Here is a 15,032-nt window from a genome sequence, read left to right as displayed (position 1 = left end):
TCCATATTATTTCGGAATGCCTTTATCATTTTGATTACTTTGTTTTTTATACAGGTACCAGCCACCCCAACCGCCACCAATAGCTACAACAACGAGGAAAGCATAGTCTTTAACCTCGACACGTATGTTGAAAATATTAGCTATAAGTAAGAGAATCCCAACTGTTATTAACGCAAAAAATGCTCTAATTAAGTAGTCTTTCAACTGAACCACTCCCGTCATTTAAGTAGTAAATGATGAACTTGGACAAGCTTTTTGGATCTAATTACTAAAGGGTGTTTCCTATATTTTAACATAAAAGAGATTGTAATATATTGATAAAAGTAGTGGAGGGGAGTGCTAGTATTGTCGTGATTTGTTGGTAAAGCGATATTCTTTGTCGAAACGTTGATATATCGTGAGTTGCGATCGATATAATTTTATGTATTATCAAGTGCGACCAATCAATAGAAAAAAGCGACTCTGAACGAGCCGCTTCTGCTTTAAGTGTTATCTAGCCCCAGCGGCTAGAATCTCCGGTCATTTCGCTCTCTCGCTCGAAGCAAAAAGCGCTTCAAGGTCGAGAGCTCCAATGTCCTGCGATTCTGAACCCAGCTCCAGCGGCTAGAATCTCCGGTCATTTCGCTCTCTCGCTCGAAGCAAAAAGCGCTTCAAGGTCCCAATGTCCTGCGATTCTGAGCGAGCCGCTTCCGCTTTTAATATTATCCAGCTCCGGTGGCTAGCTCTTCGTGTCTAAGAACCTTCCACATAAGAAGGCAAAAAGCGCCTTCTATGTGAAAGAACCTTCCACATAAGAAGGCAAAAAGCGCCTTCTATGTGAAAGAACCTTAGCCAGTCAGAGCTGAACGAGCCACCGGAGCTTTTAAATATATTATTGATTCAAGAATGCACGTAGCATCCAAGCGTGTTTTTCTAGTTCTGTGTAGATGCCTAGTAGTAGGTCAGATGTCATTTCGTCGTCAGATTCTTGAGCGATTACCATGCCTTTTTTCAGTTCAGTTAGCATCATTTCGTAGTCTTTCATGATTGCTTCGACCATCCCTTCTGCAGTTTCTCCGTAAGCTGCTTCTTGAATAGAAGATAGTTCTAAGTATTCTTTCATTGTTGCTACTGGTTTGCCGCCAATTGCTAAAATACGTTCTGCGATTTCATCGATGTGAGTAGCTGATTCTGTGTAAAGCTCTTCAAATTTTTCATGTAGTGTGAAGAATTGAGGTCCTTTTACGTACCAATGGAAGTTGTGTAGTTTTGTAAATAAAACGCTCCAGTTTGCTACTTGTTTGTTTAATGCTTCGATTACTTGTGTATTCATTATGATCAATCTCCTCTTGAGTTATTATTTTATATGAATTACTAATTTATAATTATTATAATCTAGTAATTTGTATAAAACAACCCTTTTGCTGGAATTAATTTGAACAAATTATGAACTTTTGTAAATAAAAAATCCCTATTACTATGAAGTAATAGGGATTTTTTATTATATAGCTCCAGCGGCTAGAATATTCGGTGGTTTCGCTTTTTCCTACGAGCCTCTTCCGCTTTTAGTTGTTATCCAACTTGTTTCTTCTCTTCTAAATCTTGCCCATCCCAACACTCTGTATTTTTTAAGCCAGGGATAGAACTTGCAACGAAGACAGGATCTTTTCCTTGTTTCTTTTGTTTAATATAGTCTACTAATGCTGCGTAGGCGAACTTGCTAAGGAATGAGATGGCAATTAAGTTTGTAAATACCATTAGTCCCATAAAGAAATCAGCTAAACTCCAAACCGTTTGAAGGGCAGCGATAGATCCGAAGAACACCATTCCGACAACTGCAACACGATAAATCAGTAACCATGTTTTGCTTTCTTTAATGAATGCGATATTTGTTTCACCATAATAGTAGTTTCCTAGTAAAGAACTGAAAGCGAATAGGAAAATAATAATCGCTAAGAAAGTGCTTGCCCACGGTCCAATTTGTGAACTTAATGCTTGTTGTGTTAATTCAATACCTTCTAAATTCGATCCTTTGTAAAGCCCAGAACATAATACGATAAACGCTGTTGATGTACATACTAAGAATGTATCTACGAAAACACCTAATGCTTGAACAAGTCCTTGTTTTACAGGGTGAGATACATCTGATGTTGCTGCTGCATTAGGAGAGCTACCCATACCTGCTTCTGTCGCGAATAAACCGCGCTGAATTCCGAATTTGATTGCTGCTCCAATACCACCAGCGATAGCTTGGTCTAAACCAAATGCGCTGTTAAATATTTCTGTAAAAATGCTTGGTAACATAGTGAAGTTGTTAATTACGACAAAAACAGCTACGCCGATATAAATGATTGCCATTGGAGGAACAATCATTTCTGTAATACGTGAAATGCTCTTGATACCACCAAAAATAATAACTGCAACTAATAAAGCTAATAGAGCTCCTACGATCGTTCGCTCTAGTCCAAAAGCATTTTCAAATGCTATTGTTACCGTGTTTGCTTGTACAGAATTGAAAATTAATCCGTACGCAACTGTAATAAGAAGTGAAAACCAAACACCCATCCAGCGTTTGTTTAACCCTTTTTCCATGTAATACGCTGGTCCACCACGGAATCTGCTTCCATCTTTTACTTTATAAATTTGCGCGAGCGTACATTCTACGAAACTAGTAGCTGCTCCAAGGATAGCGATAAACCACATCCAAAATATTGCGCCAGGTCCACCCATTGAAATGGCTAATGCTACACCAGCTAAGTTTCCGATACCGATACGTGCCGCTGCACTTAAGCAAAATGCTTGGAATGGAGAGATGCTATCTTTCTTTTTTTCTTTTCGATTAAATCCTTTACTAATTAAACTGACCATCTCACGGAAATGAGTAATTTGGACAAATTTTAATTTGAAAGAGAAATAAAGACCGAAGCCGATTAACATTGCAATAAGAATATATGACCATAAAATATTATTCGTTACCTCAAGGAATCTGCTAAAGATATCAACCATATAATACACTTCCTTTTTTTCATAATAAGAAAATTATATGCAAAAAATATACCAGAATCAATTTTTCTAAAAAATCATGTTACTTAAACGTGCTTTGTGTTATGATTATGTTACATCGTAATATTTTTAGAATTATTTACATTTTAAAAAACTAAATTTAAAGCGAAAAAGAGGGGATAATTTGAAAGAAGAATCTTTATTGAAAGTAAGTCTTAAGAGTTTGAAAATAAGAAGTAATTTATTTTTTATCATTACATCTTTAAGTATCTTTTTAGGAGCCACTTATTATTACAATAAAAGATTTCCAAGTCATAGGTATCCTGAATGGTTAGAATTTCTAAAATTGATTGGATGAACAAAAGACAGAAAAACAGAAAATTAAAATAAAGAAGTTATGGAGGAGCTAAATATGAATATTAGAGAAAGTGAACTTCCGGGTATTGGTTATAAATTTCAAATCGTTACGAAAGGTAACGAAAAGATGGTGATCGTCATTCATGATGATGGGCGTAGAGAAATGTATCATTTTGATTCAGATCATGAAGAAAGCATCTCAAGTATTTCATTACGTGACTCAGAGGCGAGACAAATTGCAGCAATATTAGGTGGAATGGTATACAAACCTAGAGCATTAGAAAATGTTGAGATGGTCTTTGAAGGTTTAGCAATTGAGTGGTTTAAAGTGGAGAATGCAGCTCCGGCAATCGGAAAAACAATTGGCGACCTTGAAATAAGAAAAACATATAGCGTAACGATAATTGCAGTTATGAAAAAGAATATGAAAAAGCTATTTAATCCAGGTCCAGACACGGTGATTGAAGAAGGAGATATGCTTGTAGTTTCTGGTGAGAGAGAAGAAATTAAAAAGATTATTAATGAATTACTTTCGAATAGGGGGACTGACTAGATGGATACTTTAATTTTTGAAGTTGGTACAGCTTTAGTTTTAGTAGCAATTGCGGCGGTAATCGCTGGAAAGTTTAAATTCTCAGTAATTCCTTTTCTAATTGTTCTTGGCATGTTAGTAGGGCCGCACGCGCCGACAATAGGTGTTATCGATCTCAAATTTATTGAAAGTGCAAGTGTGATATCCTTCCTTGGAAGGATTGGTGTTCTGTTCCTTCTTTTCTATCTGGGATTAGAGTTTTCGATGAAAAAACTAATTAAATCTGGACGTTCTATCGCGATTGGCGGAACAATCTATATTTTGATTAACTTTTCACTAGGATTATTATACGGATTTATAATGGGATTCCCGTTACTCGAAATCTTAATTATTGCGGGTATTATTACGATTTCTTCTAGTGCTATCGTTGCAAAGGTATTAGTTGATTTAAGAAGGACTGGTAATAATGAAACCGAATTAATTTTAGGAATTATTATGTTTGAAGATATATTCCTTGCTGTATATTTATCAGTAGTTTCTGGCTTAGTTCTTGGGGATCACGCTTCCTTCTTAGGTGCCCTTACTTCAATTGGAATTGCTTTAGGATATATGCTTCTATTCTTTATTGTGGCTAGAAAAGCAACGCCGTTATTAAATAGATTGCTCAATATTAGTTCAGATGAAATTTTTATTATTGTAGTATTTGCTTCGTTGTTCTTTATTGCAGGTTTTTCAGAAACAATTCACGTTGCAGAAGCAATCGGGGCACTTCTTTTAGGGTTAGTTTTCTCTGAGACAGAGCATAGTGATCGAATTGAACATCTTGTTGTTCCATTTAGAGACTTCTTCGGAGCTATCTTCTTCTTCAGTTTCGGATTAAGTATCGATCCGTTTTCATTGGGCGGAGCAATATGGTTAACGTTAGGTGCTGTACTTCTGACGATAATCGGAAACTTTGTAGCAGGGATGATTGCAGGAAGACAAGCTGGATTATCTCATAAAGCATCAACAAATATTGGATTAACAATCGTTTCAAGGGGAGAATTCTCAATCATTATGGCTAATATCGGTATCGCGGGTGGGTTAATGTCGGTATTGAAACCATTCTCAGCACTATACGTGCTTATACTATCGATCTTAGGTCCACTTCTGACGAAAGAGTCAAAGAATGTATATAAATTTTTAAATAAAATCTTTAAGTGGGATACGAAGACTAGATAAATTTTGAAAAAATAAAAGTACAAGATATTTACTGCTTGTACTTTTATTTTTTGCAATGAAAACAGTAAAGAGAGGTAAATGATGTTAGGAGAGTTGATTCATTCAGTTTTAGTTTTTCTAGAAGGACTTGGTTATTGGGGAATTATGCTGGGATTAATGATAGAGGTTATCCCAAGTGAAATCGTATTATCTTATGCAGGTTATTTAGTATCAACAGGAAGCATTACATTTTGGGGGGCTGTCGCGTTCGGTACAATTGGTGGTGTAATCGCACAACTATTCATTTATTGGATCGGCCGATACGGAGGAAGACCTGTTCTTGAGCGATATGGAAAATATATTTTGATTCAGAAGAAACATATTGATTATGCTGAAGCGTGGTTTAATCGTTATGGAACTGGTGTTATTTTTACAGCGCGTTTTATTCCTGTTGTGCGTCATGCTATTTCGATACCAGCGGGTATTGCGAAAATGTCACATGCTAAGTTTATTACGCTAACTACACTAGCTGTTATTCCATGGTCAATTGTATTTGTATATTTAGGTTTTAAATTAGGAACAGAGTGGGAAAGTATTAATAAAGTAGCTGGGCCATATGTGAAATACTTTGCACTTGCTGCTATTGTTTGTGCAATTGGTTATTTTATATTAAAAAAAATGATGAAAAAAAAGTGATTACGGAAAAAGAATCTATGCTGACATAGATTCTTTTTTATTGTCATTTTTTAAAGGATGAAAGTGTATGTTTAATATTTACCATATTGTGGCATATATATAGGAAAAGGGAGTTTAGGAAGGGGATTATTGAGAAATGGAACTCCAGTTTCAAAATGTATATCAACAAGTTGAGAATTGGTATGTGTTGGATTCGGAGCTTCCTTGGGATGTCAAAAAGTTAAGAAATGATTTGTTTTCTCTTATTGAAGTAAGTGCAACGCCAGTTATTTTTTGTGATACGTGTGATGCGAATCATGTACTTTTATCATTAGGAGAAGAAGAAGAGGAGTTTTTATTCCCAGTAGGTGGTTTTTATCATAAAGAAAAACAATTAATTTTCGTTTGTATGTGGGAAGAATATGAGCAAGTGCTCAAAACGCTATTGCATGAATTCAGGCATGCGATGCAGCATAAGGACGATGTACTATATGTTGGAAATGAACTATACGAAGAAAGATGGATTGAGAAAGATGCGAGGCGTTTCGCGGAGAGGAAGCTAGATGAATATAAAAATAGAAATTTAATCTGAAGCATAGTGGAGAAAAATCACTGTGCTTTTATTTATTGCTAATTAAAAATAAGTAGTTGACCTTTAATAAGTTTAGTTCTAAACTAATAGTATCAAATGAGCGAGGTGATGGAATGAAAGCAGGGGAAAGACTTGGAGTACTATTATGGTTTCGTTTATCACGCTTTTATAATAGAAGTATTCGTGAGACGAATCAGCATTTGAAAAAGTGGAATGTATCTGCCGCTCAGTTTGATGTATTAGTTCAAATTGGAGGAAACGATCGTTTAACGCAGCAAGAACTTGGAAATAAGTTGTTTGTTACGAAAGGAAATGTTACTCAACTTTTAAATAAGATGGAGCAACTAGATTGGATTCAGCGTGAACAAGAAGGTACTACGAAATATATTTCATTAACAGAAAAGGGAAAGGTTCTATATGAAGAAATAGTCCCGCCGCAAGAAACATTTCAAGCAGAGCAATTTGATAAGTTAAATAGAGAAGAACAAAAACAATTATTAGAATTACTGAAGAAGTTGCAGTGATAAAATTAAAAATAATTATCTCGATTTCGAGATAATATGAGGTGAAGGATATGTTTAGAAAAGTTGATCATAAAAATATGGGAAGAGCAAATCACGGTTGGTTAAATACACATTTTCATTTTTCCTTTGCAAATTATTATAATCCAAACAACATGAATTTTGGAGCAGTACGTGTTATGAATGATGATTTAATAGCGCCACAAACTGGTTTTGATATGCATCCGCACCGTGATATGGAGATTATCTCTTACGTTATAGATGGTGAATTAACACATGAAGATAGTATGGGGAACCGCGGGACAATTGAGCGTGGGCATGTTCAATATATGAGTGCAGGTACTGGTGTATTTCACAGTGAGCATAACTTAGGAAGTGAAACATTACGTTTATTGCAAATTTGGATTTTACCAGACCGCGACGGTCATAAACCGAACTATGGTGAGTTTAAATTTGATTGGAGTAAACGTGAAAATGAGTGGTTCCATATGGTATCTCCTTCTGATGGAGATGCACCAATTCATATTCACCAAGATGCAAATTTATATTCTTTATCATTAGAAGCTGGTAAAGAAATTCATTTCCCTGTTAAAGAAGGACGTCAATTGTACATTGTACAAATTGAAGGTAGCAGCGTTGTAAACGGTGAAACACTTGTAATGCGTGATGCAGCGGAGGCTGTAGAAGAATATATTCGCATTCAAGCGAAAGAGAAGTCTCACTATTTAGCAATTGAAATGAAAATGCAATAAAGTGAGGCTTTAATCAGTGGTGGCTTTCCAGCATATAAATAGCGGAATGAAAAGTTATAGGAAAGAGGACATCGTTTTTCGATGTCCTCTTTTTGGTGAGTTTAATTATCAGAAAAAACTTTCTCAATTTTTGAGAGCAGGTATTAGAGAGATTATTCAGAATATTTATAAAGGTGTTAAAAACTTTTAGGGAAATGGGGAGTGTTAGATTGAAAAAGCAAGTAATTTCATCAGCATTAGCATTAACTGTTATCGCAAGTGGGTTTGGGGCATTTGGAGCAACTACGACGAAAGCAGAAGAGCAAAAAATCCAGTATCACCAAGAGTTTAAAACACCAGCTTACATAGGTGAAGAATGGAAAGCGCCGGAAGGACTAGATAAAAAAGAGACGGTCTTTCAATATTTAGAGAGTAAAAAAGATATGTTTAAACTAGCAGGAAATATTGACAAACATTTCAATATCGTTGGTGAAGAAAAAGATGCTGAGTCTGGTACAACACATGTGAAGTTAGTTGAGAAGCATAATAACATTCCTGTGTATGGTTCAGATCAAACAGTTACGCTTGATAAAGAGAACAATGTAAAAGCATTTTTCGGACAAGTTATTCCGAGTTTAGATGATAAAAATATTCCTACATCTGCAAGTATTAGTGCGGAACAAGCAGAAACGATTGCAAAAGCTAATATTGAGAAAGAAATTGGTAAAGTAAAGAATTATGATGGTGTGAAAAAAGATTTATATGTGTATGAAAAAGATGGTCAATACTATCTTGCATATCTTGTAAAAGCGTCGGTTTCGAAACCAGCTCCAGGATATTGGCATTACTTTGTTGATGCAACAAATGGAAATGTTATTGAGAAATATAATGCTGTAGATAACATTACTGGATTTGGTTACGGAGTATTAGGTGCTAGACAATCATTTGAAATTGCTCAAGATACGAAAACAGGAGCGTTCAACTTATTTGATGGTACACGAGGACAAGGTGTCCATACATTTGATGCAGAGAATATGAACGAAGACTGGTTTAATTTATTCTCACAAATTCTTGGATATACAGGAGAAGAAATTGGAAGTAAATCTAAGTTCTTCGAAGATAAAGCGGCAGTTGATGCGCATGTGAATGCAGGAAAAGTATATGATTATTATAAAAAGACATTTAACCGTAACTCTTTCGATGATAAAGGTGCAAAACTTATTTCTGCTGTTCACGTAGGTGAATCTTGGAATAACGCAGCGTGGAACGGTGTGCAAATGATGTATGGTGATGGAGATGGTAAGACATTTATTCCATTATCAGCAGGGCTAGATGTTATTGGCCACGAATTAACGCATGCTGTAACTGAACATACAGCAAACCTTGTATATAAAAATGAATCAGGAGCGTTAAATGAATCGTTATCTGATATTATGGGCGTCATGGTTGAGAAGAAGAGCTGGGATTTAGGTGCTGATATTTATACACCTGGTAAACCTGGAGATGCACTTCGTTCTCTAAAAGATCCAGCATCTATTCCAAACCCATTAAAACCAGGTGAAGGTTACCCAGATCACTATAATAAACGTTATACTGGAACAGCTGATAATGGCGGCGTTCATATTAACAGTAGTATTAATAATAAGGCGGCGTATTTAGTGTCTGAGGGCGGCACGCATTACAATGTGAAAGTAACTGGAGTGGGCCGCGAAGCGACAGAAAAAATTTACTATCGTGCTCTTACAAAATATTTAACTGCAAACTCTGATTTCAAAATGATGCGTCAAGCTGCACTTCAATCAGCAGAAGATTTATTCGGTAAAAACTCTAAAGAGGTACAAGCTGTAACGAAAGCTTATGACGCTGTAGGAGTAAAATAATAAGAGAAAAAAGACCTGACTGGATTGTCAGGTCTTTTCCTTATTTAGTCACGAATACCTAATGCGATTTTCGCCATACGCGACATACGTTCTTTTGTCCATGGCGGATTCCATACAACGTTTACTTCTATTTCATTTACTTCAGGTACGTTCGTTGATAATACTTTTTTAACGTCTGATACGATTTGGCCAGCCATTGGACAACCGATAGAAGTCATCGTCATTGTAATGACAGCATTATTATTTTCATCCGCTGTAACGTCATAAACTAATCCGAGATTGATAATATCAACACCTAGCTCAGGGTCAATAACAGCTTCTAAGTTTGCATATAACTTTTCTTCAAATGCTTGTTGTGACATGTGTAGCACCCCCTAAATATTAATGATATCGGTTCTCATTATAACGGATATGCGGGATAAGTGCAGGAAATGAGCTCAAAAAAATATTCCTCCCTGAGAGAGGAATATTTTTTTGAAAAGCTATTCAGTTTTAAAATGAGATACAAGCTGATCTAATTCTTCAACTGTTTGTTTCATTTGTTTTGCAGTGAGAGTCATTTCATTCATCACGATGACTTTCTGTTCAGCAGATTGTGCCGTTGCGGCTGTTTCACTAGATACTTCATTTGAAATAGAAGCGATGTTATTAAGTGAAGCGTTCATTTCTTCAGCGCTTGCAGCCATTTCTTCAGCAGTTGCTGATATGTCTTGCATTTGAGTTGATACTTTATTTACTTGTTCAACAATTGTTGTGAAAGAAGTACCAGCCTCACGAACGACAGTAATGCCTTCAAATGCTTCAGAGCGGCCTTGAGACATCATAGAGCTAGCAGTTTCCGTATCATTTTGAATTTGATGAAGCAATTGGTTAATATCTTTTGCCGCTGTTTTTGATTGTTCCGCAAGTTTACGAACTTCATCAGCTACGACAGCAAATCCTTTTCCTTGTTCACCAGCACGAGCCGCTTCAATAGAAGCATTTAAAGCAAGTAGATTCGTTTGCTCAGCGATATTAGAAATAGATTGTACAGCCGTATCAATATATTTCGTATGGGTGATTAGACGTTCGACTACTTCTGATGTAGCATTTACAGCTTCATGTATCGTTGTCATTTGTGAAACAGATTTTTGGATAACAGTACTTCCGTCGTTAGCGTGTTCATATGTAGCTACAGCAAGTTCGGCTACAGATGAAGCAGATTCAGCGATACGCTGAACACTTATTGCCATATCATCCATCGCAGTCGAGCTTTCTTCCATACTAGAAGTTTGCGATTGAATACTTGAATTTAAGTTGGACATCGAGCTTTGAACTCTTATTGTTGCCTCGCGTGATGTATTAGTCTTTTCTAGCATATTTTCAGAAGCTGTTTGTACTTCTACAGATGTTTTTTGAACACGATTAATGATATGCTGCAAGTTTTCTAACATTTTATTAAATGATGTAGCAATAGCACCGATTTCATCATTGCTATTTACTTGTAGACGGGCTGTTAAGTCGCCTTCTTGAGAGGCTAATTCTTTTAGTTTAGTATCAATTTGTTGAATTGGTTTTACAAGCTTACCAGAGAACCACCATGCAAGAATAATTGCAGTTACAATACAAATAACAAGTGATAAGAAGACAACATATTCAATTCGTAGTGAAGATTGATCGATTTTTTCAATAGATTGTTCACGTAATTTAGCTTGTTCATTAGTGTAATTTGTGAAATCACCGATTACTTTATAAACAGTGCCATTCTCTGTAGAAGCTACTTGTAAAGCTTCTTCCCATTTTTGTTCTTTTGCAAGAGTGAATACTTTCTCTTCAATGAACTTTCTCCAAGTGGATCCTAATTCCATTGTGCTTTTCACGGACTGAGAAGTGTTAGGGTTAGAAAGAAGTTGCCCTTTTGTATCTTCAAGACGTTTACTCATCTCATTAAACTTGTCTAATTCGACTTGATCATGTTGTAGTAAATAACCTCTTAAAGCAGAAAGTTGTACTTGATAAGCGTCTCCGCGCTCTTTCAATTCTGTTGCAAGAGGAGAAATTTCTTTTTGTAATGTTTCAGCTTTATGAGACTGATCCATGGTAAAGAATAAAATAAAAGCTAAGGCGATGCCGAATAAAGCGCAAATCATTCCCATCATGAACATTAGTTTTTTTCGAATGCTAATAAAATTCATATGATAAAAATCCTCCTTGTAAAATCTTAGTATTAGAATTAATTAATTAATGTAAAAAATTGAAAGAAAGCTTTACTCCATCTGGAATAAAGCTTTCTTCTTTCCTTTAGGAATTATAGCAGACAGAATGGGAGATAGAAAGAGATATTTTAGCGTGAAAAAAGAGAGACTCTAAATCGCTCTTTCTAACAATTTAGAGTTCGTAGAAGTATAAATGAAATTTTCATTTTAACTATTTGTTTTGAAATGAGAAACGAGCACTTCAAGTTCTTGCACAATTGTTTTCATTTCTGATGATTTTTTAGCAACGACACTCATTTTGTTTACTTGGTCACCAGCTGAAGTTGCTGTTTTCGATGTTTCGGCAGCAACTTCATTTGAAATAGAAGCGATATTATTTAAAGCTGCATTCATTTCTTCAGAACTTGCGGCCATTTCTTCAGCAGTTGCAGACATTTCTTGTATTTGTGTAGAGAAATTGTTAATGTGATTAACAATTTCTGAGAATGAAGATCCAGCGGTACGAATGACTGTAATTCCTTCAGAAGCTTCTGACTGACCTTGTGTCATCATGTCATTTGCTATTTTTGTGTCCGCTTGAATTTGATGAAGTAAATGGTTAATGTCATTTGCTGCTAGCTGAGATTGTTCAGCAAGTTTTCGTACTTCATCGGCAACAACAGCGAATCCTTTTCCGTGTTCACCAGCACGGGCCGCTTCAATAGAAGCATTTAAAGCGAGCAAATTCGTCTGCTCGGCAATATTAGAAATAGATTGAAGTGCAGTATCAATATGATTCGTATGTGTAATGAGTCGCTCTACCACTTGTGATGTAGCGTTAACAGCTTCGTTAATTGTATGCATTTGTGTAATAGATTTTTCAATGACTTTATTTCCATCATCTGCTTTTTCAGAAGTTGTAACAGCTAGGCTAGCGGCAGAAGAGGCAGCTTGTGCAATGCGCTGAACACTCGTTGCCATATCATCCATTGCGGTTGAACTTTCTTCAATGCTAGAAACTTGTGAACGAATATTGTGCTCAAGAGCATTCATAGTCTCTTTAGTTTTTGCGGTATTTTCCATAGAAGCAGTTGTTTCGATAAACACATTTTCAGAAGCTTCTTTTACACTTGTTGATGTTTGTTGAACTTGCTTTATTATACGCTGTAAGTTAGCAAGCATTTGATTAAAGGAATTTGCGATGTCACCAATTTCATCTTTACTCGTTACGTGCAATCTAGCGGTTAAATCGCCATCTTGAGAAGCTAATTCTTTTAACTTCGCATCAATTTGTCGAATCGGTTTAACGAGTTTACCAGAGAACCACCATGCCAATAGAATAGACGTTAGTGTACATGTAATGAGTGAGAAGAAAATAATATATTGAATAAGGGATGAAGAAGACTCTACGTCAGCAATTAATACGTCCCGTTTGTCATTTTCTTCATTTGCATATTTAGTAAAACGACTTAAAAGATCATTTACATAATCTGTTTGAGCAAGAGCAATTTTGGATGCTTCATCCCATTTTCCTTCCCGTGCAAGAGGGAGGACTTCATTATCTACGACGCTGCGCCATTTTGCTCCCATTAAAATGGCCTCTTTCATTCCTTCTGGGAGTTTTTTATCACTTGTTACTTTCTCCCTAGTATCAGCTAGTTTTTTTCCTTCCCGGTTGAATTTATCCAATCCTTTTTGGTCATGTGATAGTAAATATTCTTGTAAACCAGCGACTTGCGCTTGGAACCAATCGCCACGTTCTTTTAAAATCGTTGCTCTTTTCGATACATCATTCTTTAATGTTTCGATTTCACTTGCTTGATTCATCGCGAATGAAAGAATAACAATAAGAGCAATGCTAAATAAGGAAGAAATGCTTAAGAGTGTGAACAGTAGTTTTTTTCGAATGCTAACATATTTCATTGTTACCCCTATCTTTTTAAAAACTATTTATTGTAATTTATGAATATTGAGAACGAAACTAATAAAAACATAATTAAGAAGTTACTAATCTGTTCAATGAAAATTATAGCAGATAATGGAATATGGCAGATTAATGTGATTAAATGTTCTTAAAATGTATACATTTGTATATCAAAAAATTCATAAATAAAAATCAGAAATGGTATTGTAATTTGAAATAACATCCTGTATACTTCTAATTAGTTGATAACGATTATCACTATCAACTAAACATTACTCTTCGTTATGTTGGTCATACCCCTTTTTGACGACGTAAGTCAGAGACGAATGTTGAAATATCTTGTGTCCTATTCTACAGAATTATGGTAATCTCCAACCTCAACTTATATGCGTAAGCATGCAAAAAAAGGATCCTATCCGTGAAGGGATCCTTTTTTGCATGTTGTCGCAATTAATGTGTATAGACCTGGTATACGTTCTTCAATTCCTTCGGGTGAAGTAGAAGGGAAAACCCACCTTTGATGAGACCCGTGTTCTTCAACTAGCTTTTCAATTTTAAAACGTTCTTCCGCAAGTGTTGTAACAATTTCTCCTAACGTCCAGCGGCGTATGTTTGTCTTCGGTAATGATTCTTTCTGCGATTCTGTAAGAAGAATGCTATAAGCAACATCATCTTCAATCAATTCTTCATCGAAATAATTTCCATTGGCCCGAAATGATGGATGATCTACACCTAATAATTTAGTGTAAATAGGATGATAGTCACGAAGGATAAGCATTCCATCTTGTTTAAGTAAGTTAGCAATCTTTTGAAAGAGTGGTTTTAAATCTAAAAAGTAATGAAGTACACCAAGTTCCAGCAATACGACATCAAATGATTCGGAAAGATTTACATCCAGTACATCAGAGACGATGTATTGGATAGAGACACCAGCAGCTTCGGCTAGTTCGGTTGCGTATTTTTCATTACTTGCTGAAATGTCTACAACTGTTACATCGGCTCCTAAAAGAGCAAGAGCAACTGCTTTATTTCCTTTTGATCCGAGTAAATTAATAATACGCTTTCCTTTTGGAGATTGTATGTAAGGTAAATAATGATTTACCTCGCGCACGGGATCTTCCATGAGCTTTTTCGCATAATCCTCTGGCGCCCCGTGGCGATTTGTCCAAGCTTCATAAGCAGCTGCGTTCCAGCTTTTTTCATTAATAGTACTTAGTTGTTTTTGATTCAATTTTATCACTCCTTTTGTGAACGTATAGTTATTCGGTGAATGAGTAGGATTTCCTGTTTTTTTGAATAAAAGTTTGATTTTTCTGTTGTTAAGTCGTAAAATACGTTTTATACATAAAAGCGTTGAAAAGGAAAAGTAGAATAGAACCATTCTTTCCAGAGAGCTTCGGTAGCTGAGAAGAAGCAAGAATATTCATTTGAACAATGGCCTTTGAGCTTCGTCCTGAACTTATC

At 35.8% G+C, this 15,032-nt stretch carries 14 protein-coding genes and 1 other annotated feature (1 of these 15 running past the window's edge); of the genes, 7 read left to right on the top strand and 7 right to left on the bottom strand.

Features of this window, described 5'->3' with window-relative positions; translation table 11 throughout:
• Positions 1-6: 6 nt before the first annotated feature.
• From DN408_RS05110 to DN408_RS05100, 3 genes are all read right to left on the bottom strand, one after another.
• Positions 7-204 (bottom strand): hypothetical protein, encoded by a 198-nt coding sequence (locus DN408_RS05110; RefSeq protein WP_000656312.1) that lies wholly within the window; start codon positions 202-204, stop codon positions 7-9.
• A gap of 667 nt (positions 205-871) precedes the next feature.
• Positions 872-1,312 (bottom strand): Dps family protein, encoded by a 441-nt coding sequence (locus DN408_RS05105; RefSeq protein ID WP_002034654.1) that lies wholly within the window; start codon positions 1,310-1,312, stop codon positions 872-874.
• 239 nt (positions 1,313-1,551) lie between these two features.
• The gene (locus tag DN408_RS05100; protein WP_002184697.1) at positions 1,552-2,985 is read right to left on the bottom strand and encodes an alanine/glycine:cation symporter family protein; all 1,434 of its coding nucleotides are present in this window, start codon (positions 2,983-2,985) and stop codon (positions 1,552-1,554) included.
• 409 nt (positions 2,986-3,394) lie between these two features.
• On the opposite strand from DN408_RS05100, the gene DN408_RS05095 reads away from it, so the two are divergent.
• The 7 genes from DN408_RS05095 (at position 3,395) to DN408_RS05065 (ending at position 9,470) form a co-directional block, all read left to right on the top strand.
• Entirely contained in the window at positions 3,395-3,892 is a 498-nt protein-coding gene (locus DN408_RS05095; protein ID WP_001026068.1) for a cation:proton antiporter regulatory subunit, read from the top strand.
• Positions 3,893-5,092 (top strand): cation:proton antiporter, encoded by a 1,200-nt coding sequence (locus DN408_RS05090; RefSeq protein WP_002129832.1) that lies wholly within the window; start codon positions 3,893-3,895, stop codon positions 5,090-5,092.
• Between the two features lie 81 nt (positions 5,093-5,173).
• The gene (gene uptA, locus DN408_RS05085; RefSeq protein WP_000900199.1) at positions 5,174-5,767 is read left to right on the top strand and encodes an undecaprenyl phosphate transporter UptA; all 594 of its coding nucleotides are present in this window, start codon (positions 5,174-5,176) and stop codon (positions 5,765-5,767) included.
• Between the two features lie 136 nt (positions 5,768-5,903).
• The gene (locus tag DN408_RS05080) at positions 5,904-6,338 is read left to right on the top strand and encodes a DUF3920 family protein (protein WP_002129830.1); all 435 of its coding nucleotides are present in this window, start codon (positions 5,904-5,906) and stop codon (positions 6,336-6,338) included.
• Positions 6,339-6,451: 113 nt separating this feature from the next.
• Positions 6,452-6,862, top strand: coding sequence for a MarR family winged helix-turn-helix transcriptional regulator (locus DN408_RS05075; RefSeq protein WP_002129828.1), 411 nt, complete (start codon positions 6,452-6,454; stop codon positions 6,860-6,862).
• Positions 6,863-6,912: 50 nt separating this feature from the next.
• Entirely contained in the window at positions 6,913-7,611 is a 699-nt protein-coding gene (locus DN408_RS05070; RefSeq protein WP_033730855.1) for a pirin family protein, read from the top strand.
• A 209-nt stretch (positions 7,612-7,820) separates the two neighbouring features.
• Complete coding sequence (locus tag DN408_RS05065) at positions 7,821-9,470, top strand: M4 family metallopeptidase (RefSeq protein ID WP_002129824.1); 1,650 nt, start codon at positions 7,821-7,823, stop codon at positions 9,468-9,470.
• 44 nt (positions 9,471-9,514) lie between these two features.
• Here DN408_RS05065 and DN408_RS05060 read toward each other — a convergent pair whose 3' ends face one another.
• From DN408_RS05060 to DN408_RS05045, 4 genes are all read right to left on the bottom strand, one after another.
• Positions 9,515-9,832 carry a metal-sulfur cluster assembly factor gene (locus DN408_RS05060; RefSeq protein ID WP_000082522.1) on the bottom strand — a complete coding sequence of 106 codons (318 nt, stop codon included), beginning with the start codon at positions 9,830-9,832 and terminating at the stop codon, positions 9,515-9,517.
• Positions 9,833-9,952: 120 nt separating this feature from the next.
• Complete coding sequence (locus DN408_RS05055; protein ID WP_002129823.1) at positions 9,953-11,644, bottom strand: methyl-accepting chemotaxis protein; 1,692 nt, start codon at positions 11,642-11,644, stop codon at positions 9,953-9,955.
• 228 nt (positions 11,645-11,872) lie between these two features.
• The gene (locus DN408_RS05050; protein WP_002129822.1) at positions 11,873-13,567 is read right to left on the bottom strand and encodes a methyl-accepting chemotaxis protein; all 1,695 of its coding nucleotides are present in this window, start codon (positions 13,565-13,567) and stop codon (positions 11,873-11,875) included.
• Between the two features lie 413 nt (positions 13,568-13,980).
• Positions 13,981-14,949, bottom strand: coding sequence for a class I SAM-dependent methyltransferase (locus DN408_RS05045; RefSeq protein ID WP_147739976.1), 969 nt, complete (start codon positions 14,947-14,949; stop codon positions 13,981-13,983).
• Positions 14,913-15,032: a binding site (T-box leader), on the top strand (it continues 151 nt past the right edge of the window). Its footprint overlaps the gene before it by 37 nt.

Origin of the sequence: Bacillus sp. AR13-1 (assembly GCF_008042285.1) — a bacterium.
GTDB classification, from domain to species: domain Bacteria; phylum Bacillota; class Bacilli; order Bacillales; family Bacillaceae_G; genus Bacillus_A; species Bacillus_A mycoides.
This window is presented reverse-complemented; position numbering and strand designations above follow the sequence as displayed.

What these genes read in the sequence shown, in the direction of transcription:
- DN408_RS05105 (WP_002034654.1), bottom strand. Translation starts at nt 1,312, where the DNA reads ATGAATACACAAGTAATCGAAGCATTAAACAAACAAGTAGCAAACTGG.
- DN408_RS05100 (WP_002184697.1), bottom strand. Translation starts at nt 2,985, where the DNA reads ATGGTTGATATCTTTAGCAGATTCCTTGAGGTAACGAATAATATTTTA.
- DN408_RS05095 (WP_001026068.1), top strand. Translation starts at nt 3,395, where the DNA reads ATGAATATTAGAGAAAGTGAACTTCCGGGTATTGGTTATAAATTTCAA.
- DN408_RS05090 (WP_002129832.1), top strand. Translation starts at nt 3,893, where the DNA reads ATGGATACTTTAATTTTTGAAGTTGGTACAGCTTTAGTTTTAGTAGCA.
- uptA (WP_000900199.1), top strand. Translation starts at nt 5,174, where the DNA reads ATGTTAGGAGAGTTGATTCATTCAGTTTTAGTTTTTCTAGAAGGACTT.
- DN408_RS05080 (WP_002129830.1), top strand. Translation starts at nt 5,904, where the DNA reads ATGGAACTCCAGTTTCAAAATGTATATCAACAAGTTGAGAATTGGTAT.
- DN408_RS05075 (WP_002129828.1), top strand. Translation starts at nt 6,452, where the DNA reads ATGAAAGCAGGGGAAAGACTTGGAGTACTATTATGGTTTCGTTTATCA.
- DN408_RS05070 (WP_033730855.1), top strand. Translation starts at nt 6,913, where the DNA reads ATGTTTAGAAAAGTTGATCATAAAAATATGGGAAGAGCAAATCACGGT.
- DN408_RS05060 (WP_000082522.1), bottom strand. Translation starts at nt 9,832, where the DNA reads ATGTCACAACAAGCATTTGAAGAAAAGTTATATGCAAACTTAGAAGCT.
- DN408_RS05055 (WP_002129823.1), bottom strand. Translation starts at nt 11,644, where the DNA reads ATGAATTTTATTAGCATTCGAAAAAAACTAATGTTCATGATGGGAATG.
- DN408_RS05050 (WP_002129822.1), bottom strand. Translation starts at nt 13,567, where the DNA reads ATGAAATATGTTAGCATTCGAAAAAAACTACTGTTCACACTCTTAAGC.
- DN408_RS05045 (WP_147739976.1), bottom strand. Translation starts at nt 14,949, where the DNA reads ATGGTTCTATTCTACTTTTCCTTTTCAACGCTTTTATGTATAAAACGT.